This is a genomic window from Ruegeria sp. BG9 (assembly GCF_056538305.1).
The window spans coordinates 509,110-533,566 of sequence record NZ_JBQFSY010000001.1 but is presented as its reverse complement, the minus strand read 5'-3'; the positions used below and the strand labels follow the sequence as shown (position 1 = coordinate 533,566).

General features: G+C 59.7%; 31 protein-coding genes. 21 read left to right on the top strand and 10 right to left on the bottom strand.

The window, feature by feature from the left end:
• Positions 1 to 184: 184 nt before the first annotated feature.
• From ACR0I8_RS02705 to rpsF, 4 genes are all read right to left on the bottom strand, one after another.
• The gene (locus ACR0I8_RS02705; RefSeq protein ID WP_170688864.1) at positions 185 to 670 is read right to left on the bottom strand and encodes a lytic transglycosylase domain-containing protein; all 486 of its coding nucleotides are present in this window, start codon (positions 668 to 670) and stop codon (positions 185 to 187) included.
• Between the two features lie 150 nt (positions 671 to 820).
• Positions 821 to 1,441 (bottom strand): 50S ribosomal protein L9, encoded by a 621-nt coding sequence (rplI, locus tag ACR0I8_RS02700; protein WP_170640804.1) that lies wholly within the window; start codon positions 1,439 to 1,441, stop codon positions 821 to 823.
• A 12-nt stretch (positions 1,442 to 1,453) separates the two neighbouring features.
• Positions 1,454 to 1,681, bottom strand: coding sequence for a 30S ribosomal protein S18 (rpsR, locus tag ACR0I8_RS02695; RefSeq protein ID WP_005608650.1), 228 nt, complete (start codon positions 1,679 to 1,681; stop codon positions 1,454 to 1,456).
• A 27-nt stretch (positions 1,682 to 1,708) separates the two neighbouring features.
• Positions 1,709 to 2,062 (bottom strand): 30S ribosomal protein S6, encoded by a 354-nt coding sequence (gene rpsF, locus ACR0I8_RS02690; protein ID WP_068332653.1) that lies wholly within the window; start codon positions 2,060 to 2,062, stop codon positions 1,709 to 1,711.
• A 284-nt stretch (positions 2,063 to 2,346) separates the two neighbouring features.
• Here rpsF and ACR0I8_RS02685 point away from each other — a divergent pair, with 284 nt between their 5' ends.
• A complete protein-coding gene (locus ACR0I8_RS02685; RefSeq protein WP_170553073.1) occupies positions 2,347 to 2,865 on the top strand; it encodes a hypothetical protein in 519 nt (172 codons plus the stop codon).
• A gap of 130 nt (positions 2,866 to 2,995) precedes the next feature.
• Complete coding sequence (locus ACR0I8_RS02680) at positions 2,996 to 3,568, top strand: YceI family protein (RefSeq protein WP_170374040.1); 573 nt, start codon at positions 2,996 to 2,998, stop codon at positions 3,566 to 3,568.
• Positions 3,569 to 3,627: 59 nt separating this feature from the next.
• On the opposite strand, the gene ACR0I8_RS02675 is transcribed toward ACR0I8_RS02680, so the two are convergent.
• Positions 3,628 to 4,854 carry a cytochrome b/b6 domain-containing protein gene (locus ACR0I8_RS02675; protein WP_170688863.1) on the bottom strand — a complete coding sequence of 409 codons (1,227 nt, stop codon included), beginning with the start codon at positions 4,852 to 4,854 and terminating at the stop codon, positions 3,628 to 3,630.
• Between the two features lie 174 nt (positions 4,855 to 5,028).
• Here ACR0I8_RS02675 and fabD point away from each other — a divergent pair, with 174 nt between their 5' ends.
• The 7 genes from fabD to mltG all read left to right on the top strand — a co-directional run bounded on the left by fabD (position 5,029) and on the right by mltG (position 11,349).
• Positions 5,029 to 5,967: an ACP S-malonyltransferase gene (gene fabD / locus ACR0I8_RS02670; RefSeq protein WP_170688862.1), complete on the top strand. Its 939-nt coding sequence runs from the start codon at positions 5,029 to 5,031 to the stop codon at positions 5,965 to 5,967.
• A gap of 42 nt (positions 5,968 to 6,009) precedes the next feature.
• On the top strand, positions 6,010 to 6,747 hold the full coding sequence (fabG, locus tag ACR0I8_RS02665; protein ID WP_170374037.1) for a 3-oxoacyl-[acyl-carrier-protein] reductase: 738 nt from the start codon (positions 6,010 to 6,012) through the stop codon (positions 6,745 to 6,747).
• Positions 6,748 to 6,956: 209 nt separating this feature from the next.
• On the top strand, positions 6,957 to 7,190 hold the full coding sequence (locus tag ACR0I8_RS02660) for an acyl carrier protein (RefSeq protein WP_008756330.1): 234 nt from the start codon (positions 6,957 to 6,959) through the stop codon (positions 7,188 to 7,190).
• Between the two features lie 139 nt (positions 7,191 to 7,329).
• A complete protein-coding gene (locus ACR0I8_RS02655; protein WP_170374036.1) occupies positions 7,330 to 7,869 on the top strand; it encodes a GNAT family N-acetyltransferase in 540 nt (179 codons plus the stop codon).
• A gap of 124 nt (positions 7,870 to 7,993) precedes the next feature.
• Complete coding sequence (locus ACR0I8_RS02650) at positions 7,994 to 8,737, top strand: 1-(5-phosphoribosyl)-5-[(5-phosphoribosylamino)methylideneamino]imidazole-4-carboxamide isomerase (protein ID WP_170374035.1); 744 nt, start codon at positions 7,994 to 7,996, stop codon at positions 8,735 to 8,737.
• Between the two features lie 188 nt (positions 8,738 to 8,925).
• Positions 8,926 to 10,191, top strand: a complete 1,266-nt coding sequence (fabF, locus tag ACR0I8_RS02645; protein ID WP_170688861.1) for a beta-ketoacyl-ACP synthase II — start codon at positions 8,926 to 8,928, stop codon at positions 10,189 to 10,191.
• Positions 10,192 to 11,349, top strand: coding sequence for an endolytic transglycosylase MltG (mltG, locus tag ACR0I8_RS02640; RefSeq protein WP_170688860.1), 1,158 nt, complete (start codon positions 10,192 to 10,194; stop codon positions 11,347 to 11,349).
• A 43-nt stretch (positions 11,350 to 11,392) separates the two neighbouring features.
• Here mltG and ACR0I8_RS02635 read toward each other — a convergent pair whose 3' ends face one another.
• From ACR0I8_RS02635 to ACR0I8_RS02625, 3 genes are all read right to left on the bottom strand, one after another.
• Positions 11,393 to 12,649, bottom strand: coding sequence for a DEAD/DEAH box helicase (locus ACR0I8_RS02635; RefSeq protein ID WP_170374032.1), 1,257 nt, complete (start codon positions 12,647 to 12,649; stop codon positions 11,393 to 11,395).
• A gap of 319 nt (positions 12,650 to 12,968) precedes the next feature.
• Positions 12,969 to 14,474 (bottom strand): peroxidase family protein, encoded by a 1,506-nt coding sequence (locus ACR0I8_RS02630; RefSeq protein ID WP_170688859.1) that lies wholly within the window; start codon positions 14,472 to 14,474, stop codon positions 12,969 to 12,971.
• Between the two features lie 402 nt (positions 14,475 to 14,876).
• The gene (locus ACR0I8_RS02625; RefSeq protein WP_170374030.1) at positions 14,877 to 15,110 is read right to left on the bottom strand and encodes a hypothetical protein; all 234 of its coding nucleotides are present in this window, start codon (positions 15,108 to 15,110) and stop codon (positions 14,877 to 14,879) included.
• A gap of 31 nt (positions 15,111 to 15,141) precedes the next feature.
• On the opposite strand from ACR0I8_RS02625, the gene ACR0I8_RS02620 reads away from it, so the two are divergent.
• Positions 15,142 to 16,512, top strand: coding sequence for a terminase large subunit domain-containing protein (locus tag ACR0I8_RS02620; RefSeq protein ID WP_170374361.1), 1,371 nt, complete (start codon positions 15,142 to 15,144; stop codon positions 16,510 to 16,512).
• Between the two features lie 72 nt (positions 16,513 to 16,584).
• On the opposite strand, the gene ACR0I8_RS02615 is transcribed toward ACR0I8_RS02620, so the two are convergent.
• A complete protein-coding gene (locus ACR0I8_RS02615; protein WP_170374029.1) occupies positions 16,585 to 16,839 on the bottom strand; it encodes a hypothetical protein in 255 nt (84 codons plus the stop codon).
• Positions 16,840 to 17,099: 260 nt separating this feature from the next.
• Complete coding sequence (locus tag ACR0I8_RS02610; protein ID WP_170688858.1) at positions 17,100 to 17,948, bottom strand: SDR family NAD(P)-dependent oxidoreductase; 849 nt, start codon at positions 17,946 to 17,948, stop codon at positions 17,100 to 17,102.
• A 239-nt stretch (positions 17,949 to 18,187) separates the two neighbouring features.
• Between ACR0I8_RS02610 and ACR0I8_RS02605 the strand changes: the two genes are divergently transcribed.
• The 11 genes from ACR0I8_RS02605 (at position 18,188) to ACR0I8_RS02555 (ending at position 24,451) form a co-directional block, all read left to right on the top strand.
• Complete coding sequence (locus ACR0I8_RS02605; protein WP_170688857.1) at positions 18,188 to 19,336, top strand: phage portal protein; 1,149 nt, start codon at positions 18,188 to 18,190, stop codon at positions 19,334 to 19,336.
• On the top strand, positions 19,329 to 19,547 hold the full coding sequence (locus tag ACR0I8_RS02600; RefSeq protein WP_170458832.1) for a GTA head formation protein, RCAP_rcc01685 family: 219 nt from the start codon (positions 19,329 to 19,331) through the stop codon (positions 19,545 to 19,547). Before ACR0I8_RS02605 ends, ACR0I8_RS02600 begins: the two co-directional genes overlap by 8 nt.
• Before the next feature lie 14 nt (positions 19,548 to 19,561).
• The gene (locus ACR0I8_RS02595; protein WP_170374359.1) at positions 19,562 to 20,119 is read left to right on the top strand and encodes an HK97 family phage prohead protease; all 558 of its coding nucleotides are present in this window, start codon (positions 19,562 to 19,564) and stop codon (positions 20,117 to 20,119) included.
• Between the two features lie 33 nt (positions 20,120 to 20,152).
• Positions 20,153 to 21,331, top strand: a complete 1,179-nt coding sequence (locus tag ACR0I8_RS02590) for a phage major capsid protein (RefSeq protein ID WP_170374025.1) — start codon at positions 20,153 to 20,155, stop codon at positions 21,329 to 21,331.
• A gap of 169 nt (positions 21,332 to 21,500) precedes the next feature.
• Positions 21,501 to 22,100: a head-tail connector protein gene (locus ACR0I8_RS02585; RefSeq protein WP_170688856.1), complete on the top strand. Its 600-nt coding sequence runs from the start codon at positions 21,501 to 21,503 to the stop codon at positions 22,098 to 22,100.
• The gene (locus ACR0I8_RS02580) at positions 22,097 to 22,435 is read left to right on the top strand and encodes a phage head closure protein (RefSeq protein WP_170688855.1); all 339 of its coding nucleotides are present in this window, start codon (positions 22,097 to 22,099) and stop codon (positions 22,433 to 22,435) included. Before ACR0I8_RS02585 ends, ACR0I8_RS02580 begins: the two co-directional genes overlap by 4 nt.
• Positions 22,432 to 22,845: a DUF3168 domain-containing protein gene (locus ACR0I8_RS02575; protein WP_170458824.1), complete on the top strand. Its 414-nt coding sequence runs from the start codon at positions 22,432 to 22,434 to the stop codon at positions 22,843 to 22,845. Before ACR0I8_RS02580 ends, ACR0I8_RS02575 begins: the two co-directional genes overlap by 4 nt.
• Before the next feature lie 20 nt (positions 22,846 to 22,865).
• Positions 22,866 to 23,279, top strand: coding sequence for a phage major tail protein, TP901-1 family (locus ACR0I8_RS02570; protein WP_170374021.1), 414 nt, complete (start codon positions 22,866 to 22,868; stop codon positions 23,277 to 23,279).
• On the top strand, positions 23,279 to 23,596 hold the full coding sequence (locus ACR0I8_RS02565) for a gene transfer agent family protein (RefSeq protein WP_170688854.1): 318 nt from the start codon (positions 23,279 to 23,281) through the stop codon (positions 23,594 to 23,596). Before ACR0I8_RS02570 ends, ACR0I8_RS02565 begins: the two co-directional genes overlap by 1 nt.
• Positions 23,593 to 23,802 carry a rcc01693 family protein gene (locus ACR0I8_RS02560; protein WP_170688853.1) on the top strand — a complete coding sequence of 70 codons (210 nt, stop codon included), beginning with the start codon at positions 23,593 to 23,595 and terminating at the stop codon, positions 23,800 to 23,802. The genes ACR0I8_RS02565 and ACR0I8_RS02560 overlap by 4 nt, the downstream gene beginning before the upstream one ends.
• Positions 23,789 to 24,451: a phage tail tape measure protein gene (locus ACR0I8_RS02555; protein WP_170688852.1), complete on the top strand. Its 663-nt coding sequence runs from the start codon at positions 23,789 to 23,791 to the stop codon at positions 24,449 to 24,451. The genes ACR0I8_RS02560 and ACR0I8_RS02555 overlap by 14 nt, the downstream gene beginning before the upstream one ends.
• Positions 24,452 to 24,457: the final 6 nt, after the last annotated feature.

Sequence of the window (24,457 nt, the reverse complement as noted above, 5' to 3'; positions counted from 1 at the left end):
GTGGTGTGGCCGGACTTGCAATTTACCTAGAGTGGAACCCAACTTACCTCACGGCAATCAGGACATCACATAATTCAAAACATGACAAGTCAATGCAGGAAATGTCTAAGCTTTTGGCGTGTTGTTTCAAGCTATAGAGCATTTTTGTCACTATTTTGCCCAAACTGCTAACAGCGCACAGGGCCTAGGGCGCGGGTCGTAGCCCTGTTTCTACGAGCATTCCGCGCGCCTTTGCTTCGGGGTAAAACCCTTTGGCGTAAAGGAAAATCGCGCGTTGTTGATCTCCGTCCGCCAGCATCCAAGCACCTTTCAGGTACTTGCCTGCGTATTCAAGATTTGTGTCTGCGTCCAGCAAACCTTGGGCATTTCCCTTGTATCCCATCGAACGTGCGGTAGCGGGCAGGATTTGCAAAAGCCCGTAATACGGCCGGTTTACAGCCCATGGCCGGTGCGTGCTTTCACGGATCGCAAGTTTGTGGACCAGCTCTCTGGGGAGTTCGTAGTGATCGGCCCATTTGTTGATCGAGACCCTCAGCTCGGGCGTTTCGTTGGGGTAGAGCGGCGGATCGAAGGGATCGGGGTCACCGCGTGAAACCTCGGCTCCGCTGCACGCGGCGAGGGCAGACAGGGCAAGGAAAGCGATGATGCTGCGACGAGAGAATAGGGCCATCAAACTACTCCGAACTTCAGGCGGCGATCATATGGATCACGGGTCTTGTCGCAACCTTAGCTTTAAAATTTGGCTGAATTTTGCTGGTTCCGATACGAAAAAAGGGCCGCGCGAGTGGCGCAGCCCTTCAATCTTGTTGCGTCAGCCAGATCAGGCTTTGGCTTCGTCTTCGTCCGCCGGAGCGGCCTCGGGCGCCAGATCTTCGTCTTCCGACGCGGCCGAGCCGATGTCGTCAAACAGTTCGGCGATTTCGAATTCAGCAGCAGCTTCTTCTTCAGCAGCCAGTTCCTGAATCGATTTGCCCGATGCCTGCAGTTCGGCTTCTTCTTCCGAACGAGCAACGTTCATCTTGATCTCGACTTCAACCTCGGGGTGGAGGCGAACTGCAACCGCGTGCAGGCCCAGTTCTTTGATCGGAGCGACCAGAACGACTTGCTTTTTGTCGACGGTGAAGCCCGCTTCGGTCGCTGCGTCTGCGGCGTCACGCGGAGTGACCGAGCCGTACAGGGCGCCAGCATCCGATGCCGAGCGAATCACGATGAACTGCTGACCGTCCAGCTTTTCAGCCAGGGCTTCAGCTTCTTTCTTGGTTTCCAGGTTGCGAGCCTCAAGCTGCGCTTTCTGGGCTTCGAACGACGCGATGTTGGCGTTCGATGCGCTCAGGGCTTTGCCTTGGGGCAGCAGGAAATTGCGGGCGTAGCCGGGCTTGACGTCAACGACGTCGCCCATCTGACCCAGTTTCGCAACGCGTTCCAGAAGGATAACTTGCATGTCAGTCTCTCCTTACTTCACAGCGTAGGGCAGCAGGGCGAGGAAGCGGGCGCGCTTGATAGCACGGGCCAGTTCACGCTGCTTTTTCGCCGAAACGGCGGTGATGCGCGAAGGTACGATCTTGCCGCGCTCAGAGATGTAGCGCTGCAGCAGACGGGTGTCTTTGTAGTCGATTTTCGGCGCGTTCTCACCCGAGAACGGGCAGACCTTGCGGCGGCGGAAAAATGGTTTTGCGGCCATGGTTTATGTCCTTTCGTCAGGCGTTGATCAGCGGCGCTCGCGGCGGCCTTCGCGCTCATCGCGCTTCTGCATCTGGACCGAGGGGCCCTCGGCATGCTCGTCGACCTTGATGGTCAGAACGCGCATAACGTCATCATGCAGGCGCATCAGGCGTTCCATTTCCTGAACCGCACCCGAAGGGGCATCGGTTTTCAGGAAGGCGTAGTGGCCTTTGCGGTTCTTGTTGATCTTGTAAGCCATCGTCTTGACGCCCCAGTACTCGCTTTCGACGACGTTGCCGCCGTTGTCAGCCAGAACGGTGCCGAAGTGTTCGACAAGGCTTTCTGCCTGCGCGTTGGACAGATCCTGACGCGCGATCATTACATGCTCATACAGTGGCATGTGCACTCCTGTTTATATCAAGGCGCATTTCAAAGGCGGGGCCATCTGGTCCTTCGCGACCCTGCCACGAGAGGCTGCGCGATTCATATCTCCTGCGAAGGATGGCCCCGTATACACGTTTGAGCGGGCGGGGCAAGCCCTGCCACATATGCCTCTGTGAAGTCGCCCAATTTCCACCGCTGCGCCCAATTCCTGACGCTTTTCGCCCCGAAGTTGATAAGCAACCCGGAAATAACCGGATAGCACAGACTTACGACGGTAACCTTAATAAGGGTATGGATGTTATGACCGCGATTCAGACAAATACGCTCGACAATAAAGCGACGGGTACGAGCTTTGAGCATTCCGTTCCGGTCATGATCACGTTCAAAGCGAACTGGCAAGCACGGCTGGTTCTGGCGCGCGCCGTCGGAGCCTTCCTGATCGTTTCCGCCTTTTCGATGTGGCTGATGCCCGGTTCGATGTTGGGAGCCGAGGTTTGGCCGATCAAAATGGTGGCCTCGATGGTGTTTTTGATCGTTGGCGTGAGCCTGTTGACGATCGAAGTGATGGACAGCCGCCCAGATGCCTATTTTGATCCGATCCGCCGCGAGGTACGCGTGCTGCAGAAGAATGAAAACGGACGCCCTCAGACCGTTCTGCGTCGCAGCTATGACAGCCTGGGTGGTGCAAAGTTCGAGGATGACGAGGTGCAGTTGTTCGATGTTGACGGCAGCCTGCTGATGAAACTGCCACTGCAATCGGCGGATGTCAGCCGAGCGCTGAAAGGGCAACTCAGCCAAAGTGTAACAATTTTCGCCTGAGATTTATTCTGTTCAACCAAGCACAGAAATTGTGAATCAAAAAGACTTGTGTGCTGCCGTTTGGCAGCACATTTTTGTTTCCGAGCAAACGCACTATGTTTGCGTATAGTCCACAAACCCGGAGACAGTCATGAAATCCACCCTCCTTGCTGCCGCGCTTGCCCTTACGGCAACCACTGCTTTCGCCAGCGCCGAAAAATACGTTCTGGACTCTAGCCATAGCCAGGTGCTTTTCAGCTACGATCACCTTGGTTTCTCGACCACTTACGGCATGTTCTCGGGCTTTGAAGGCGAGATCATGTTCGATCAGGAAGACCCCGCCGCGTCGAGCGTTTCGGTCTCCATGCCGGTTTTGGAGATGTTCACAGGCTGGAAGCCGCGTGAAGATCACTTCATGACCGAGGATTTCTTTGGCGCCGCCGAAGGGGACCTTATCACGTTCACCTCGACCTCGATCGAAGTGACAGGCGAAAACACCGCAAACATCACCGGTGACCTGACCATGAACGGCGTTACTAAATCGGTCGTTCTGGATGCCAAGTTGAACAAGGCTGACAACCACCCGATGGCAAACAAGCCTTGGGCCGGCTTCGACGCAACAACGACACTGGTGCGCAGCGAGTTCGACTTGGGTCAGTTCGCGCCCTTCGTCAGCGATGAAGTTCAGGTACAGATCTCTGTCGAGGCTCAGAAAGCCGAGTAAATCTGCGCTGATCCCTTGGATCACAACCGCCGGGGGCCAAAACCCCCGGCGGTTTCTTTTTATTCTGAACGTTTCGCCGTCAGGTCAACGGAGACCGTAACGTTGAAGCCCAGCGAGTCCTCGGTCGGTTGGGATGTGCCGACATCGAACGCCATGCGGTTCAGCTCCAATGTGCCGGACATGGTTGCGGTGTCGTCCTCGAGCTGCAGGGAGAAGGGCAGTATGACGTCCACCGATTTGTCTCTGATGGTCAGGGGGCCTCGGGCCTCGTAGCCTGTATCTGTTTTGAACAGGTCGGCTTTGAACTGGGCCGTTGGGAATTGCGCGCTGTCGAAGAAATCAGCGCCCATGGCTTGGTCCGTGACTGTCCCGAGGCTGAGCGACGCGATGGCGATGGTCACATCCACCGATCCCGCAGGGCCCGGTTGGGCGGGTTCTTCAAACGCGATTGCCGCCGTCCATTCGTTGAAACTGCCGGTGACGGGGTTGCCCAACTGCGAGATAGTGATCGACAGGGTGCCTTCCTCCACGTTCCAGTCGGATTGCACATCGCCAAGCTCGGCCGCATCCACGGCGCCTTTTGCGTGATCCTCGAACACTCCGATGGACCAGCCACCGACCAGAACGGCGCCCCAAATGGCCAGGGCTGCAAATGCAGGTACGGGTGAGTGGTGTTGCGTTGGAGGCTCGGGCGCGTCAGCTCGTCCCGGCAGCATCCGTCGCAGGGTGCTGTCCTTGTCCACGACGTGATGTTTCAGCGCACCCGCGATGTGCAGCGCCAGCGACCCGGCAAGAACCCAGATGAACAGCCAATGCAGGTTTGCCGTCACCTCGGACAAATAGAGGGATTTGGGCACGAAGGGCAGGTTTTGGCCGAAGGGCCACCAAATGGGTGCAAAGCCTTCGGTCGCGGCGTGGTGTATCCAGCCGGTCAAGGGCACCAGAACAAGCGAAGCGTAGAGCATCCAGTGAACGGTCTCAGCGGCGAAAGCCTCGGGCTTGTTGTCGGCATTCAGCAGGCCGGGCTTGGTTTGAGACAGCGCCCAAAGGATACGCGCCAGCGCCACGAAGAACACGGTGACCCCGATCGTTTTATGCAGGGAAAACAGCGTTGCGGCCCGTGCGATATCGGATTCGCTGGTCGGGATGTTCGGGTCATAAATGGCATGCGCCAAATCATTGGCAAACCAGCCCAAGGGCAGGGCGGTCAGGATCAGCAGGGCGGTCAACCAGTGGAAAGTCTTGGTCACGCTGCCATAGGTGGAAAAGGTATTGGTCGAGGGCATCTCTTGCACGCTCCGGATTCGATTGTCTGACTTGAACCTAAAGCCAGACGGATTCGGCACAAGCCCGACCCGCGCACAGATATGGTGCCCGAATGCAGACCGCAGGCCCTACTTGTGCCGCGTCCTCACACGGTTTACACCCCGCCGCAACCTAACGTCATCCAAGAGGTTGCAATGACACGCGCGTTCGTTTTCCCAGGGCAGGGTGCCCAGACCATCGGCATGGGCAAGGCTCTGGCCGAGGCATACCCGGCAGCTCAGGCCATCTTTGACGAGGTGGACGACGCGCTTGGCGAGAAGCTGAGCCAGCTGATCTGGGAAGGCGATATTGCCGATCTGACCCTCACGCAGAACGCGCAACCGGCGCTGATGGCGACCTCGATGGCGGCGATGCGCGCGTTGGAGGCCGAGGGCGTCTCGGTCACCGATGCTGCCTTTGTGGCCGGGCATTCATTGGGTGAGTATTCCGCGCTGGCTGCGGCAGGGGCGTTGACGGTAGCTGATACCGCTCGCCTGTTGCGGACCCGTGGGCAAGCCATGCAAAGCGCCGTGCCGGTGGGAGTGGGCGCGATGGCGGCCATCCTTGGGCTGGACCTTGAGGCCGTGCGCGAAGTTGCCGAAGAGGCCGCGCAGGGTGAGGTTTGCCAGGCGGCCAATGACAACGACCCGACTCAGGTTGTGGTGTCCGGCGCAAAAGCTGCCGTGGAACGCGCGGCTGAGATTGCCAAAGAAAAGGGCGCAAAGCGTGCGGTTATGCTGCCAGTCAGCGCTCCGTTCCATTGCGCGCTGATGCAACCCGCTGCGGATGTGATGGCCGAGGCACTGGCCGCCGTTGAGATCAAGGCACCTGCCGTTCCTCTGATCGCCAATGTGCGGGCCGAGGCGGTCACAGACCCCGATTTGATCCGCCAATTGCTGGTCGAGCAGGTCACAGGATCGGTCCGCTGGCGGGAAAGCGTGCAATACATGGCGGCGCAGGGTGTCACCGAGACATGGGAAATTGGCGCAGGTAAGGCTCTGTCGGGTATGATCCGCAAAATTGACCGGGCAATTGCAGGCAAGGCCGTTGGTACGCCCGAGGATGTTCAAAAGGCCGTTCAGGCCGAATCGTAAGCATAGAACGCGGCCTTCGGGGCGCCTCACGAGGGAAATAGAATGTTTGATTTGACAGGTAAGAACGCGCTGATCACTGGTGCTTCGGGTGGTATCGGAGGCGATATCGCACGGGCTCTGCACGGCGCGGGTGCCTCGGTCGGTCTGTCCGGCACGCGGGTTGAACCGCTGCAGAAACTGGCCGACGAACTGGGCGAACGCGCCCACGTGCTGCCGTGCAACCTGAGCGACTCCGAAGCCGTCGAGGCCCTGCCGAAACAGGCAGCCGAGGCGATGGGCTCGGTCGATATCCTGGTCAACAACGCGGGTATCACACGTGACAACTTGTTCATGCGCATGTCCGACGAGGAATGGCAGAGCGTGATTGACGTCAACATGACCTCGACCATGAAGCTGTGCAAAGGCGTTATCCGGGGCATGATGAAGGCGCGCTGGGGCCGGATCGTGAATGTTTCGTCCGTTGTGGCTGCGATCGGCAATCCGGGGCAGGCGAACTATGCGGCCTCAAAGGCGGGGATGATCGGGTTCTCGAAAGCGTTGGCGCATGAGGTCGCAACGCGTGGGATTACGGTGAACGCAGTGGCCCCTGGCTTTATCACGACGGCGATGACGGAAAAGCTGACGGACGAGCAGAAAAAAGGTTTGTTGCTGAAAGTTCCAGCCGGTCGCATGGGTGATCCTGAGGAAATCGCGGCCGCTGTTCTGTACCTGTCCAGCCCCGAGGCCGGATACGTGACCGGAACAACCTTGCATGTGAACGGCGGCATGGCCATGTTGTGACCGCAACCAAGGCGGTGCGAAAGCGTTTGCCTTGCGCGTCGACTATGCTATAGGCGGCGCATCTATGCTGGGGCCGGTCGTTTTGGTCGGCCCTCGACTTTCCCGGACAGCCGGGAGCCAAACCGCCCGGAACGGGCAAAACAAGTCCATCCCGAGCGGGCAAGGGCAGAACCGGGCGGACCGCCCTGAAGATAGAATGAGGAATAGACATGAGCGACGTCGCAGATCGCGTGAAGAAGATCGTTGTTGAACACCTAGGTGTTGAAGAAGACAAAGTAGCGGAAAACGCTTCGTTCATCGACGACCTGGGCGCAGACAGCCTGGACACCGTTGAACTGGTCATGGCCTTCGAAGAAGAGTTCGGCATCGAGATTCCCGATGACGCAGCCGAGACCATCCAGACCTTTGGCGACGCCGTCAAATTCATCAGCGAAGCGTCCTAAGCGTATCGTACTGATAGAAAAGCGGCGCTTCCGGGCAACGGAGGCGCCGCTTTTTTGTGCCTGCGTTAAATTCAGGGTTGCACGAGGCGATTTCGATTCGCACTGTTTCCACTGAGGCACAATTCAAGGTGGGCAGGACATGATAAGATCCACCCCGATGATAAACACGGCGCGTCTGACACTCTGTGCGATGCGCCCCGAGGATTTTGAACGGTTCGCCGAGATCTGGCGAGACCCGTGTGTAACGCGCCATATCGGTGGCACCCCGCGGTCGCGCGGTGAGGCCTGGGACTCGTTTCTACGCAATGCAGGGCATTGGCAGATGGCCGGGTTCGGGCAATGGGGTGTGCTGCAGCAATCGAATCGCAAGCTGATCGGTCAGGCCGGTTTTTTCTACGGAAACCGTGCAATGGGCGAGGATTTCGACACTTATCCCGAAGCCGGTTGGGTTCTGGCCCCTGAAGCACAGGGGCTGGGTCTGGGATATGAGGCCGCGCAGGCCGCGCATGATTGGTTCGACCGGATCATGCCGGGCCGATTGGTGGCGATGGTGAACGCAGCCAACGCTTCGTCGCAGAAGCTGGCGAAAAAGCTGGGCTATGTCGTGATGCGGGAGGCCGAGTATAACGGCACCCCTGTCCATCTACTTCGTCGCAACGGTCCTCCGGCGCGGGCGTAATACCGCCAACACACAGCAATGCCGCAAACAGCGCAAACAATGCCGATCCTGGTCGCAGCAGGTTCTTATGTGAGCGTGTATGTTACTATGAGACTTTAGGGCGCTTGGGCGGAGGAGAAAGCTCATGAGAATCTACCCCACAATGGAACTTCAGAACGGTCGCTGTGTCACCTTGGACAAAGGGCGTCTGGAGGATGCGATGATCTGGCATGTGAACCCGGTCGAAACCGCGCGGGGTTGGGCAGAGGCCGGGGCCGAGTGGATGCATCTTACAGACTTCGATGCTGTAGAGGGCCGTGATACCAACTCGGAACTGGTGGAAGAGATCATTCGGTCGGCCGAGATCCCCGTGCAATTGGCTGGGGGTATGCGCACCCGTGAGCAGGTCGAATACTGGATCGACAAGGGCGCGGGCCGCGTTGTGATCGGGACGCTTGCGGCGCGGGACCCCCATCTGGTGAAGGAACTGGCGAAACTCTACCCGGATCAGATCGTTCTTGCAGTCGATGTCTGGCAGGGGTTTGTCATGACCGACGGTTGGCGCAGCCAAAGTGCGTTCACTCCCGAGGCGTTTATTGATGCCTTCGACGGCACGCCTTTCGCAGCCATCGTTGTGACCGACATTGACAGCGACATGGAAGATGTCGAGGCGCAACTGGGCCTGATCTCCGGCCTGGCGCAGCATTCTCGGACACCGGTCATTGCCAGCGGCGTGGTGCGTACTGCGGACGATATCTCTCGTCTGTCCTACATCCCGAACATTGCGGGCGCGATTGTCGGCAGAGCTTTGTTCCGGAAAACAGTCGATCTTTCCGACGCTCTGGGCGTAGCAGCTGGCGCGCATGAGCCAGTAGCGCAGTTCCAGTAACGGAACCGAAAATGAAACTCTCTCGCCCTGCGATGTCAGCAGGGCGAGGGGGATTGGCAGGCGCAGGATCGCCCAAAATCAAGCTGAAACCGCAAGATGCAGAGGGGAATGGAGCGTGGCCCTTGCCCCCGCACCCCGGGCCGGGGTATGAGCGGTTCGCATAACAGTAAGCAGGCAAGAGGCACTTCATGCGCAGAGTCGTCGTAACCGGTCTGGGGTTGGTCACTCCTTTGGCCAGCGGAGTCGAGGAAACCTGGTCGCGTCTGCTGGACGGAGAGTCCGGCGCAGGGCCAATCACACATTTCGATGCCGAGGCAAGCGGGGTCACCACGACCTATGCCTGCGAGGTGCCGCGTGGGGACGGAACAAACGGAACGTTCAACCCCGATGACTGGATGGCTCCGAAAGAACAGCGCAAGATCGAAGACTTCATCCTGTACTCGATCGCCGCAGCGGAGATGGCGTGCAAGGATGCGGGCTGGACCCCTGAGGGTGAGGAAGATCGCCTGCGCACTGGCGTTTTGATCGGCTCGGGCATTGGTGGGCTGGGCTCGATTGCGGATACGGCCAATCTGATCCGTGACAAGGGTCCGCGCCGCGTGTCGCCCTTCTTTATTCCCGGCGCACTGATCAACCTGGCGTCCGGTCAGGTGTCGATCCGGTTTGGGTTCAAGGGACCGAACCACTCGGTCGTGACTGCGTGTTCGACTGGTGCCCATGCGATTGGGGACGCCAGCCGCATCATCCGCGCAGGCGACGCCGATGTCATGGTGGCCGGTGGCGGTGAGGGCTGCATCTGCGAGATCGGCATCGCGGGTTTCAACGCCTGTAAGGCGTTGTCGACTAAGTATGCAGACGATCCGAAGAAAGCCAGCCGCCCCTACGACGTTGACCGCGATGGTTTTGTCATGGGTGAAGGCGCAGGCATCGTCATTCTGGAAGAATACGAACACGCCAAAGCACGTGGCGCGAAGATCTATGCCGAGGTTCTGGGCTACGGAATGTCGGGCGACGCGTATCACATCACCGCACCGTCGGAAGATGGCGACGGGGCTGAGCGTTCGATGAAAGCCGCTCTGCGCAGCGCTGGGCTGGAGCCGAAAGATCTGGATTACATCAACGCGCATGGCACCTCGACCATGGCGGATACAATCGAATTGGGTGCTGTTGAGCGTCTGTTGGGTGACCATGCAGCGAATGCCACCATGACTTCGACCAAGTCTGCCACCGGCCACTTGCTGGGGGCTGCGGGCGCGATTGAGGCGATCTTTTCGATCCTTGCGATCCGCGATCAGGTGGCTCCTCCAACTATCAACCTCGACAATCCGGCGGTTGAAACGCCGATTGATCTGGCTCCGAACGAAAAACGAGAGCGAGAGATCAACGTGGCCCTGTCGAACTCGTTCGGGTTCGGCGGCACCAATGCCAGCGTGATCTTCGGAAAGGCCAGTTAAATGTGGCGGGCCATTGCATCGAACGCGCTGACCATCCTGGTGGTCGGCCTGTTTCTGGTGGGCGGTCTGATCCTTTGGGGCCAGACCCAGTATCAGTCAGAAGGCCCGCTGAAAACCGCGATCTGCCTGCGGGTGGAAAGCGGTTCGAACATGACGCGGGTCAGCCGCGAGCTTGAGGATCAGGGCGCGATCACCAACGCCACGATCTTTCGCATGGCCGCCGACTACACCGACCGGGCGCAGCAGTTGAAAGCAGGCAGCTTTTTGGTGCGTGAAGGCGCGTCGATGGAGCAGATCATCTACGAGATCACCAGCAGTGGCGCGAGCACCTGCGGCTCGGAGATCGAATATCGCATCGGCGTGACCCGCGCCCAGACACGCGTGCGCGAATTAAACCCAGCCACGCTGGAATTCGACGAAATCGCCGAGTTTGACATGGCCGAGGAAGAAACCCCGGCGGCCTATCAGGAGAAGCGCCAAGAGGCAGACACACGCTATCGTGTTTCACTCGCAGAAGGCGTGACCTCATGGCAGGTGGTTGAGGCATTGAAGAGTTTTGAAGCGCTGAGCGGTGAGATTTCCGAAATCCCCGCAGAAGGCTCGCTGGCGCCAGACAGCTACGATGTCGCTGCCGGTCAGGACCGTAACGACATCCTGAAAGCGATGCAGGACAAACAACAGCTTCGGGTCAATGCTGCCTGGGAAAACCGCCAAGAGGGTTTGCCGCTGGAAAGCCCTGAGGAAATGCTGATCCTTGCCTCGATCATCGAAAAAGAAACGGGCGTTCCCGGAGAGCGGGGCCAGGTCGCCAGCGTCTTTGTGAACCGTCTGAATCAAGGCATGCGCCTGCAGACCGACCCGACGGTTATCTACGGCGTTACCAAAGGCCAGGGCACCTTGGGACGTGGCCTACGGCGCAGCGAGCTGAACCGGCCAACACCTTGGAATACCTATCAGATCGACGGGCTTCCACCGACGCCGATCGCGAACCCGGGTCTGGCGAGCCTCGAAGCCGCGGTTGCGCCCGACAACACGAACTATGTGTTCTTTGTTGCGGATGGCACTGGAGGTCATGCCTTTGCCGAGACGTTGCAGGAACATAACCGCAATGTCGCGAAATGGCGCGAGATTGAGGCCGAACGAAACTCGGGCAACTAAGTTAAAACGAAAAACAGCGCCGCTTTCGGCGCTGTTTTTTTGATCAGGCTGCGGGTTTGCGACGGGGGCGCCGGCGCTTGTTTTGCCCGGGCTTCGCACCTCCGTTCGCCGGTCTCGGCTTGAAACGCCGGTTGTTCTGGCGGCGCCCGCCACGTTCCGCCTCAACAGGTTCGGGCTGTGTGCCGCTGGCAACCGGGATGTCGATCTTCATCAGTCTTTGGATTTGACGCAGCAGATCGACCTCTTCCGCCGAGCAGAACGCAATCGCCTCGCCTTCGCGACCGGCGCGGGCCGTACGGCCAATGCGGTGGACATAGTTGTCGGGCACCTCGGGCAGGTCGTAGTTGATCACATAGGCCACACCGGGAATGTCGATCCCACGCGCGGCTACGTCGGTCGCGACTAGCACGTTGATCTCTCCGGCGCGGAAGGCCTTAATGGCGCGGTCACGCTGTCCCTGGCTTTTGTTGCCGTGGATCGAGGCGGCGTTGTAGCCATCGGCGACAAGCCCCTTCATCAGCTTTTCAGCCCCGTGTTTGGTGCGCGAGAAGACAAGGGTCAGTGCGCCGGTGTCCTGCGACAGAATCTCACGCAGTTTGCCGGGCTTCTCGGGTTTGGTCACGAAGTGAACTGATTGCGTGATCTTGTCTGCCGCTTTACCCGGAGGCGAGACCTGCACCCGCTGGGGATTGGTCAGATAGGCGCGGCTGATCTCCTCCATCTGTTTTGGCATTGTGGCCGAGAACAGCATGGTCTGACGCGGTGTGCCCAAGGCAGGCGCGATTTTGCGCAAAGCGTGGATGAAGCCCAGATCCAGCATCTGGTCGGCTTCGTCCAAAACAAGGTGGCGAACCGACCCTAGGTCGACGGCCTTTCGCTCCATCAGGTCGATCAGACGCCCAGGTGTGGCCACCAGAATGTCTGTGCCGCGGCCCAGAAAGGCGATCTGTTTGTTGATGGACTGGCCACCCACAACTGTTGCCACGCGCAGTTTGGTCTTGCCGGTCAGAACCCGCAGGCTGTCGGCAATCTGGTTCACAAGCTCGCGCGTGGGCGCAAGGATCAATGCCTTGGCCGTTTTAGGTGCAGGTTTGCCGGGTTGGTTCAGCAGGTGATCAATCAAAGGCAGGCCAAAGGCCAGCGTTTTGCCGGTACCGGTCTGCGCCAGCCCCAAAATGTCATGCCCGTTCAGAGCCAGCGGGATCGCTTGGTTCTGGATCGGAGTGGGCTGTGAGAAATTTGCACTTTTCAGCGCATCGTTGAGCGCTGGTGCAAGGCCCAGCATATCGAAGTCGAACAATATTTATCCTTTGCCGCCCGCAGCATTCACCAACGGGCAAGTCGTGATGGGCCGCATTCGCGACCGGTAGGGTCAAGCGGGACCTCGGGACAGGCAGGCGGATCCTGCTCTATCTGGTCGTCGCGTTAAGAACCCTGCGTGATGGGGAACTGGAGAAATCTGTGGCGCTGTGGGGCAGATGGTGCCCGCCGAGGCTCACGCGTCAGCGCTGGTCAGAGGCACATGATGCGTGGCGAATGAAATGTCAAGGCTTGTGAGTGATGGTCCCTTGGTCGCGCGAAAACCCTGATCCGACTTACCGGATCAGGGCATGGTAGGTTTAGGTGCGAAGATCCCCCGCATGGGCGATGCTATCGCGATTGGCTTCAACGAATTTCAGCATATGCCCCATCGAATACGTTCCGTCGTCATCTGCGCCAAGTTCTTTCCACGGCTTAAAGTCGTGGGTCGAGCAGACCAGGCTTTCCGGGTCAAGATACAGAAGCCTCAGCAGCACCGCTGCGACGATTGTGCCGCCCACCGGCCCAAGTCGACCTCCATGACCTTCAGCCTCTTGCAGACAGTAGTACCACAGCGGTGTTTTGGTGACGCCGTGGTCTGATAGCTCAGGCGGAGCGGCAAGTTCGGGCACATGCATCTTACGCGCCATTTGTTGACCTGAGGCAAGTTCCAACGTGAGGCGGTCGCGCAGCAAGTTGCGCAAGGGAAGCTTGCGGTTCTGATCTTCGGTCATTGTCGCGCCGCCGATATCGGCTGTACCGCTGATGAATGGGAGCGCGAAAATGGATTGCGCCATTTTGCGCCCAATAGGTCGCGCACGCGTGCCTGCAGTTTGACCGGGATAGTCGAACAGTTTCTCGAAGTGAATGTTCAGGTCTGACGGTCGGAAGGAGAACTCGGGCCGTCCTAGCTTGAACAGGTCGAAATCCAGATTGCCATGATTGAGCTGGTATTTGGACTGCACTGTAGCGTGCCCGAAGCGGTAAGCAGCGCCGGAGAACTCTATCGGCATAACAGGAGAGTCATCTTTGAAAGGCTTCGGAAGTGTCCCACCTTCGAGATGATCGCGCACATGTTTCAGAATGTCGGCGTCGACGAACGCCTGAAGCAAATCATGGGCCACGAGATACTGATAGTGCAGCCGACAAATTCGCCGCGCAACCTGGAAAGGCTCCTCGCTTTTCTTGAAGGTATGCATGGCTGCCGCTGAAATGCCGGACAAGGCTTTGCGTGCCATGCCATTGTCTGCCTCCAACGCTGTCATGACGATGTTGTGCAAGCAAATGAAAGCGCCCTGCAATTGCGAAACGATCTGGTTTTCGTCGTTACGAGGGTCGCCAATCAGCGCCGTGCCTTGCTTGGTTCGGGCAAGGTCGAGATGATTGTCAGCGTTTCCAAAAAGAAGGAAGCCGTGATGGTCCGGGTGATAGAGGTGCGGCGATGCTTCGGGGCCATCGCCGTAGACGCAATCGAGGTCCAGTGTCGGGGTGCGGATATTACGAATGGTAGCTGGATCAATAACTGTCCCAATGGCCGAGGTCGCGTCCAGCGTTACATCGTGGTCGACGAATTGACCGAAGAAGGTCATACCGGCGGCGACGTCATGCCCCTGTGGGTCATTGGCATCTTTCATAGAGTCAACCGCTGCATCAAACGCGGCGAGGACATCGGCGGTATCAAAAGGCTCACCGCCTGGGGCGATACCTGAGAGAGGGTTGCGATGCCCGATTCGTCCAAACGTATCCGGCAGCGGCGGGCGTGGGGTATCCGCGCATTCTTTTACCAGCGTTTCATATCGGCTAAGCCCATGGGGTTGGCGTGACATAACTACTCCAAAAAATAAACAACTTCGTTCTAGGTTGAATCATGCTCACAAAATGATGAGCATAATGGTCAAAATAGCACAAATGAGGCCCAATTTCCTTCTTTTTCTCAAAAAAGGAAACGTAATTGGGAAATAAGTCTGTGTTTAATTTGCATATGCGAGCTGTATTGGTGGGGTTTTTCTGTCGATAGGGTGGTTCGCGCAGGAGGGCGCTCGCAAAAGGTTGTGAAAAATTTAATTTAAAGAACGGCTTAGGCGTTGCAGTCCGTTGCTGCCTAACTTGACACTACGCACTTAGTCTCGTATAAGTTGTGCCATGCTAGAAGAAGTGGGTAACGGTCCCGGGGCAACCCGGTGGCCGTTTTTTCGTTTCTCTCGTGCGGAGAAAACTCACGCATGAGGTCACAGGCAAACATGACTTTGATTACCCCGGAAGAGCGGATTTCCCAAACGGCTGACTTGTTGCAGTCGCTCGAGAGGTCCATTCGCGATCTGCGCCATGCAGCGGAAGAACTGCGCCACAAGATCGGAGCCGGGGAGGATGCAGACCTTGCCGGAACAGGCAAGCAACTCGGCCAGATAGAGGGGCTGATCCGCAGTTGCCAGAAAGTGGAGACAAGCTTTGTCGAACAACATCACAGACAAGCCGGAATTGCCCAAGGGGGCTATGCGCTCGACCTTGATCGGGCACGATCTGAGATCGGGTGCAGGCTGGCTCGCCTCCGCGCCTGCTGCGGTGCAGGACAGATTTCTGAGTGAGATCGGGGAGGGGGGGCTGTGTGCCCTCCCTTTCCTTTTCGAGTTCTGGGCGCTGCCGCATCAGTTGCCGCCTGAAGGGGATTGGCGGTCCTGGGTGATCATGGGCGGGCGCGGGGCTGGCAAGACGCGGGCGGGGTCCGAATGGGTGCGGTCGATGGTCGAAGGGCCCAAGCCTTTGGACAAGGGCGCTGCGTCTCGTGTGGCTCTGGTGGGTGAGACCTTTGATCAGGTGCGTGATGTGATGATTTTTGGCGATAGCGGTATTTTGCAATGTTCGCCGTCCGATCGACGGCCCTTGTGGAAAGCCTCGGAACGCAAGCTGATCTGGCCCAACAGGGCCGAGGCGCAGGCGTTTTCAGCGCATGATCCCGAGGGGTTGCGCGGCCCTCAGTTCGATGCGGCCTGGGTGGATGAGTTGGCCAAATGGAAGAAGGCCGGTGAGACCTGGGATATGCTGCAATTTGCTTTGCGTTTGGGGGATCAGCCTCGGGTTTGCGTGACGACCACGCCGCGCAATGTGAAGGTTCTGAAAGAGTTGCTGGCGTCTCCTTCCACCGTTCAAACCCACGCGCCAACCGAGGCGAACCGGGCCAATCTGGCTGCGTCCTTCCTCGAGGAGGTGCGCGCACGCTACGCAGGCACACGGCTGGGGCGGCAGGAGTTAGATGGGGTGCTGCTGTCGGATGCCGAGGGGGCGTTTTGGACTGGCTCGATGCTGGAGACGGCGCGTTGCGCGCATCTGCCCGAACTGGACCGGGTGGTCGTAGCACTGGATCCCGCAGTGACGGCGGGCTCAGATGCGGATGCTTGCGGGATCGTGGTCGCGGGCGCTCAGTTGCAAGGATCGCCCGAGGACTGGCGCGCCTATGTGCTGGCCGACCGGACGGTGCAGGGCGTCGGCCCGGCGGGCTGGGCGCAGGCGGCGATTGACGCGATGGATGAATTTGGGGCCGAGCGGTTGGTGGCTGAGGTCAATCAGGGCGGGCAACTGGTGGAGGAAGTCGTGCGGCAGGTGGACGCTCTGGTCCCGTTCCGCGCGGTACGGGCTTCACGCGGCAAGGTCGCGCGGGCCGAGCCTGTAGCGGCGTTGTACGAGCAGGGGCGAGTGGCCCATGTGGCTGGTTTGGACGCGCTCGAGGAGCAGATGTGCCAGATGACCGCGCGCGGGTTCGACGGGCAGGGCTCGCCCGACCGGGTCGACGCTTTGGTATGGGCGCTGCATGAGTTGATTGTGGGGCCTGCGGGAACATATCAGCGGCCAAGGGTGCGGAGTTTGTGAGCTCCAAGAGTTGTGCTTGCCATCAATCACATTTTGCATAGCGGACTGATCGCTTGTTGGAAGCACTTAGGTTCAGGACATCGGCTTCCCTTGGCTCCAACTATCCTCATATTCACCGAGCAATCGGGACAACGCCAACAGCGAAGAAAACAGCCTTGCATAGACATCCGGTGACATCATTGTTTTGTAGTCATCAAGCACCTGCACGAGATTGACTACACTTGACGCAAACGCCTCGTAGACGTGTTTGTCAGCAGCGGTAGGTTCGTTTGTCCAGATATCGTGCGCATCGTAGTAGATGGGCGGGACAGGGTCATTTTCATTCATCGTGTGGCCTCTTGCATTCGAAGCGCACGTGGGGGGCAAATGAGACGCAAACAACATCTCTGGCATGAATTCAAAAGACTTTGGCTGCGACCGAAAAGGAATTTGGTTCAAACTTCAACGAGCGGCTAACTCTTAAAGTTGGCCATGTTGGACTCAGGCAAGGTTCGCCCGACCTAGTCGACGCGCCGGACAGGGCGCTGCACGAGTTGATGGTTGGGCCCGTGGGGGCGTATCGGCGGCCTCGGGCGCGAGGCCTTCAGTTATTGCTCACCAGTTTTCTCGAATTTGGCAAACGCTTCCGCGTAGTCGGGGTGCCAGCGAGAGAGTGGAGGGCGGTTTTCGGTAATGTCTTGAATAGCCCATTGTGCTCGACGTCGGTCGCGTGTCTCGTCGACATCGTTGTCCGGGCAAAGGATATAAAAATCACCATTGGCCATTCGACTGAACAAGTGATCAACTGTTTGTTCACTAGTCCAAGCCGCGGGCGGTTTTTCCGGGAGGAAAGACGCAATCATACCAGTGTATGTAAAACCTGGCACAAACAAGTGAACAGAAATTGGCGCTCCGGCTTCACGCAACTCATGAGCCAATTGTTCGCTGAGCACTTTGACCGCGGCCTTGGTGACATTATAGCCCGGGTTGCCCGGTGGTGTTGTAATACCCTGTTTTGAGCCGGTATTTATGACTACAGCAGGGCGGTTAGCTTCGATCATGCGAGGCATAAAGGCCTGCACGCCTCGCAGAACGCCGAAAAAGTTTACTTGCAAAAGCCGCTGCCAGTTTTCCATTTCCGACCAAGCGGTTGTCGGCAGACTAATCCCCGCGTTGTTCATCAAAGCAGCAATTGGACCGATCTCAAATGCGAGATCGGCAAGTCTGTTTACCTCTTCATTTGATGTCACATCAGTCGGTATGCCTTCAACAGGCGCGTTAGCGGACGCCAATTGGCGTGCTTCTTGAACCGTTGCGTCAAGTTGTGCGCCGGGTAGGTCTGCTAGAACGACACCCAGACCCGCCTGCGCAAACCGTAGTGCCGCAGCACGCCCGACCCCACTTGCCGCCCCGGTAACAACCGCAACGCCACCATGTTTCACTGCGTCGTTGAACATTTTGCTTTCCTTCCCGATCCATAAAGCTGCGCAAATTTGAAATGGTCATCCAAAAGTAACAAAGGTTGCCTCAATAGAGTATCAGGCTCGTCACCAATTCTGTCTACTACTCAGGCCACAGATGATTTTGGGTGCTTGTGTTGCTCTCCCTCCGCGCGCTGCATTCCCAAGCTTTAAACTTCTTTCCGCAATAACTCCTTTCAACAAGCCGGACACAACGGCGGCAGAAAGGAGCACAGATGGTATTCGATTTCTTGCGTCGTGGAGCGCCCGAGGCGAAGGCGAGCGCGGCTGGCCCCGTCGTGGCTTGGCAGACGGGCGGGCGCGTGGCGTGGAGCCCTCGGGACGCAGTGTCGCTGACGCGGACAGGGTTTTCGGGGAACCCGGTGGGGTTCCGCTCGGTCAAGCTGATTGCCGAGGCGGCGGCGGCGTTGCCTTTGGTGCTGCAGGATCAGGCGCAGCGCTATGATGCGCATCCGATCCTGTCCCTCATGCGCCGTCCGAATGCGGCGCAGGGGCGAGCGGAGTTGATGGAGGCTTTGTTCGGACAGTTACTGCTGTCGGGAAACGCCTATGTTGAGGCCGTTCAGACAGACGAGAGCTTGCCGGTTGAACTGCATGTTTTGCGCTCGGACCGGATGAGCGTGGTGCCGGGTGCGGATGGGTGGCCCAAGGCTTATGATTATAAGGCGGGCGGCAAGACACACCGGTTTCCGGCGGATGCGATCTGTCACATCAAGTCCTTCCACCCCCAGGACGACCATTACGGGTTCTCGCCGATGCAGGCGGCGGCGATGGCGATTGATGTGCATAATAGCGCGTCTCGCTGGTCGAAATCTCTGCTGGACAATGCGGCGCGGCCTTCGGGGGCGCTGGTGTGGAAGGGCGATGGCCATGGGGTGATGGCCGAGGATCAGTTCCGGCGTTTGTCCGATGAGATCGAGCAGAACTATCGCGGGGCACACAATGCGGGCCGCCCGATGGTTCTGGAAGGCGGGTTGGATTGGAAGCCGATGGGCTTTTCACCGTCCGATATGGAGTTTCAAAAGACCAAGGAAGCCGCCGCCCGCGAGATCGCGCTGGCCTTCGGTGTCCCGCCGATGCTGCTGGGAATCCAGGGAGACGCGACTTATTCGAACTATCAGGAGGCTAACCGGGCGTTTTATCGCCTGACCGTGCTGCCCCTGGTGACGCGGGTGGCGGCGGCGGTGTCGGAGTGGCTGGTTGGCTTTACCGGCGAATATCTGATGCTGAAACCCGATCTGGATCAGGTGCCCGCGCTGTCGGCGGAACGCGATGCGCAATGGGCGCGGGTCAACGGGGCCGATTTCCTGAGCGATGCCGAAAAGCGGGCCTTGCTGGGCCTGCCGGAGCGCGCGGATGTCTGACGGGTATCCTCCGTTCGAATGCGCGCCGGGCCTGCGTCTGGCCGCGCATGAACGGGTGGCCGAGATCCAGCATGCGCATCTGTGCAGGCGGTTGGATCAGATCGAAGAGATGATGGAGCGGTTGGAGCGCCGGTTGTGGCTGACGGTCTATGGTGTGGTCGCGGTGATCCTGGCGCAGGCGTTTCAATCCATCTTGGTGGTAACGCCATGAGTTCAGTAAGTTACATGGAGAAGTTCATGGATTTAGAGCATAAATTCGCCCGGTTCGGAGACGGGTTGTCCGTCACCGATGACGCCGTGATCGAAGGCTATGCCAGCCTGTTCGGACAGGTCGATCAGGGCAGCGATGTGGTGCAGCGCGGGGCGTATCGCGGCTCGCTCGACGGGCTGGCAAAGGCTGGGCAGCGGGTCAAGATGCTATGGCAGCACGATCCGGCGCAGCCCATCGGTGTCTGGGACGAGGTCCGCGAGGACGACCGTGGCCTTTGGGTCAAAGGGCGTCTGCTGGAGGCCACGCAAAAGGGCCGTGAGGCGGCGGAACTGATCCGAGCGGGCGCGATGGATGGTCTCTCGATTGGTTACCGCACCAAGCGGGCCGTGAAGAATGACAAGGGCCAGCGGGTCCTGACGGAACTGGAGCTTTGGGAAGTGTCCTTGGTGACGTTCCCGATGCTGCCCAGTGCGCGGGTGGCGGCAAAGGGCGTGGAGCCTGAGGCCGAGAACACCTGGCGCAGTATTGCCGAGGTGTTCGACGACGCCCGGCAGGAGCTGGCGCGGACCTAGCGCGCCTCAATCCCACCCAAAAAGGAAGTGCTGATGAGCAAGACCGAAACCCCGGCCTTGACCGGAGAGGGTGCGCCCCTGGTTCAGGAGGTGAAGCAGGCGATGGCTGGCTTCGTGAATGAATTCAAGGGCCTCAAGGCTGAAGTTAAAACCCAACTGCAACAGACAGAAGAGCGACTGACCATGCTGGATCGTAAATCAACCATCGCGGCGCGCCCGCATCTTGCGGCCTCGATCGAGGACGGCGCACCACATCAGAAGGCTTTCGACGCCTATGTGCGTTCGGGCGAGGATGATGGACTGCGCGGGCTCGAGATGGAGTCGAAATCTCTGTCGAGCGCGGTGAACAGCGATGGCGGCTATCTGGTTGATCCGCAGACTGCAGAGACGATCAAATCGGTCCTGAATTCGACCGCGTCGATCCGGTCGATTGCCTCGGTGGTGAATGTCGAAGCGAATTCGTTCGATGTGCTGATCGACCACACCGATGTAGGCGCGGGCTGGGCGGATGAGAATTCGGCCGCTGCGGAAACCGGAACCCCGGCGATTGACCGCATCTCGATCCCGCTGCACGAGCTGAGCGCGTTGCCCAAAGCCTCGCAGCGTTTGCTGGATGACAGCGCGTTCGATGTCGAGAGCTGGCTGGCTGGTCGTATTGCCGACAAGTTCGCCCGCGCCGAGGCCGCGGCGTTCATCAATGGCGATGGTGTCGACAAGCCGAAGGGTATTCTGACCCATGGCACCATGGCGGATGACAGCTGGGCTTGGGGTCGTCTGGGCTATGTGCCCACCGGCATTGATGGTGGCGTCGATGCGGATGCGATTGTCGATGTGGTTTATGCGCTGGGTGCGCAGTACCGGGTCAACGGTACTTTCGTGATGAACTCGAAGACCGCTGGTCTGATCCGCAAACTGAAGGACAGCGATGGCCGCTTCCTGTGGTCCGACGGTCTGGCGGCGGGTGAGCCTGCGCGTCTGATGGGCTATCCGGTGCTGATCGCCGAAGATATGCCGGATGCGGCGACCGACAGCTTCTCGATTGCCTTCGGTGATTTCCAAGCGGGCTACACTATTGCCGAGCGTCCCGATCTGCGCGTCCTGCGCGATCCGTTCAGCGCCAAGCCTCACGTCCTGTTCTACGCGACCAAGCGCGTCGGCGGCGACGTAAGCGACTTTGCTGCGATCAAGTTGGTGAAATTCGGCACCGCCTAAGCGGGCTGAATCCGGGGGGCGCAAGCCCGTCGGGCGGCGGGCGCGGGCCGGGGTGAGATCCCCCGCGTTGTCTAGCTGCTCCCCTCCGTCCGAGCAACGTGGGGCGGCGCGTGCCCGTCATTTTCCAAGGATGCGGCCCCTGAGGGGTCCGAGATTGCGGAGTGAATGGATGATGTTGATCGAAGAAACCGCCATCGCGGATGCGGCGCTGCCGGTGGATCAGTTCAAGGCGCATCTGCGGCTGGGCACGGGGTTCGCCGAGGGTGATACGCAGGATGAGGTTCTGACCGGTTTTCTGCGTGCAGCGATTGCAGCGATCGAGGCGCGCACCGGCAAGGTGCTGATCGAGCGCGAGTTTTCGTGGAGCCTGAACGGCTGGCGCGATCCGGAAAGCGAAACTCTGCCGGTGGCCCCGGTGGTTTCAGTTGGTGCTGTGACGCTGACGGATGCGCTGGGCGCTGAAACCGTGGCAGACAGCGCGACGTACCGGTTGGAGCGGGATGCGCAGCGCCCTCGGGTGCGGGCGGCGGGGTCTTGTTTGCCGAGGATCCAGACCGGCGGATCGGTAAAGATCGCCTTCACAGCTGGCATGGCCGCAGATTGGGGCGGATTGCCCGCCGATCTGGGACAGGCGGTGCTGCTGTTGGCGGCGCATTACTACGAATATCGCGACGAAACAGCCTTGGGCGCTGGGTGCATGCCCTTCGGTGTGACCAGCCTGATTCAACGCTATCGCACGGTGCGCTTCGGCGCTGGGGTGATGCAATGAACGCGCCGCGACTGAACCGCAAACTGGAGCTGGAAGCGCCGGTTCGCACCGCTGACGGCGCTGGGGGCTATACGGAAACCTGGGCCACTTTGGGCTCGCTCTGGGCCAAAGTGACGGCGCGCAGCGGGGCGGAGCGGGCGGTTGGTGGGGCTTCGGTCTCGCGCGTTGGCTACCGGATCGTTGTGCGTGGCGCGCCTGAGGGGTCGAGCATGCGGCCTGCTCCGGACCAGCGGTTCCGAGAAGGTGCCCGACGGTTCGTGATCCGCGCGGTGGCCGAGCGGGACCCGCGCGGCCAGTACCTGACCTGTTTTGCAGATGAAGAGGTGGCGGCATGAGCTATGGCGTTTCAGCCGCTTTGCAGGCGGCGGTGTTTCAACAGCTATCGGGCGATGCGCAGGTCAGCACGCTGTCGGGCGGGGCGATCTATGACGCGGTGCCTGCGGGGACCATGCCGCAGACTTACGTGACTTTAGGCCCGGAAGAGGTGCGAGAGGCCTCTGACCGCGCGAATGCAGGGGCTGTGCATCGCTTCACGGTCTCGGTGGTGTCCGAGGCAGCAGGTTTTGGCGCGGCCAAAACGCTGGCCGGCGCGGTTTGCGACGCGCTGGAAGGCGCGGCGCTGAGTTTGGACCGGGGCCATCTGGTGGGGCTGTGGTTCGAACGGGCCAGCGCCCGACGCACGGGAACGGGCGGCGCGATCCGCCAGATCGATCTGAGATTCCGCGCCCGCGTGGAAGACGACTAAGCAATCAACGGAGAGAGCACATGGCTGCCCAGAACGGAAAAGACCTGTTGGTCAAAGTGGATATGAACGGCACGGGCCTGTTCGAAACCATCGCGGGCCTGCGCGCCACGCGGATCAGTTTCAACGCGGAAAGCGTCGATGTCACCAGCCTGGAAAGCCAGGGCGGGTGGCGCGAGCTATTGTCAGGAGCGGGGGTCAAGTCGGCCTCGATCTCAGGCTCGGGCGTGTTTAAGGATGAAGGCACGGATGAACGGGCGCGTCAGTTGTTTTTTGACGGCGAGACGCCCGGTTTTCAGGTGATCATCCCCGATTTCGGCATTGTCGAAGGGCCGTTTCAGGTCAGCAGCATCGAATATGCGGGCTCGCATAACGGTGAGGCGACCTATGAGATGAGCATGGCAAGCGCCGGTGCGCTGAGCTTCACGGCGCTCTGATGGCCAATCCGTGGACGGGCGAGGTGGCTTTGACCATCGATGGGGAGCAGCGGGTGCTCAAGCTGACATTGGGTGCCTTGGCGGAATTGGAACAGGAACTGGGGGCCGGATCTCTGGTCGAATTGGTGCAGCGGTTCGAAGGCGGTGCGTATTCCAGCCGCGACGTGCTGGCGCTGTTGGTCGCCGGTTTGCGCGGCGGCGGCGCGCCGGTCACACGCGATGACCTGCTGCATGCCGAAATCGCAGGTGGGCCGATGGCGGGTGCCAAAGCGGCGGCCGAATTGCTGGCCCGCGCCTTCATGGTGCCGGAGCAGTGAGCGGGTTCGACTGGCCCGCGCTGATGCGGGCCGGGATCCTCCGCCTGCGTCTGACGCCGGATCAGTTCTGGCGTCTGACCCCGGCCGAGTTGCGGCTGATGTTGGGGCAGGGCGCGGGGATGCCTGCGATGAACCGGAAGGGCCTCGACGCTTTGCTGGCGGCCTATCCGGACAAGGAACAAGGAGAGCGTGATGACGGATCGTGAAGGTTTTGACGACCTGCAGGAACGGGGCGAGTCGCTGGGCGACGCGCTGGGTGACGCGGCGAGGATGGCGGCGGCGTTTGATGGTCACTTGCAGCGGGTCAGGGCCGCCTTTGAAGAGACCGGTAAGGATGTGGCGACGCTGGAGCGTGGTATGTCCGGCGGGTTGCGCAAGGCGTTTGACGGCGTGGTGTTGGACGGGATGAACCTGTCTGACGCGCTGGATGTGTTGAAGAACTCGATGATCCGCACGGCCTATTCGGCGGCGATCAAGCCCGTGACGGATCATTTCGGGGGGATGCTGGCCAATGGGGTTGGCCGTCTGGTGCAGGGCATTCTGCCCTTTGCGGATGGTGGCAGCTTCAGCCAGGGCCGGGTGATGCCTTTTGCCAATGGCGGCGTGGTCAGTAGCCCGACGATGTTTCCGATGCGGGGCGGCACTGGGCTGATGGGTGAGGCTGGGCCCGAGGCGATCATGCCTCTGGCGCGCGGCGCGGACGGCAAGCTGGGCGTTCGGACACAGGGCGGCGGGCGTGCTGTGAATGTGGTGATGAATATCTCCACGCCCGATGTGCAGGGGTTCCGCCGGTCGCAAGGCCAGATCGCGGCGCAGATGAGCCGCGCCTTGGGCCGTGGCAGTCGCAACAGATAAGGGGAG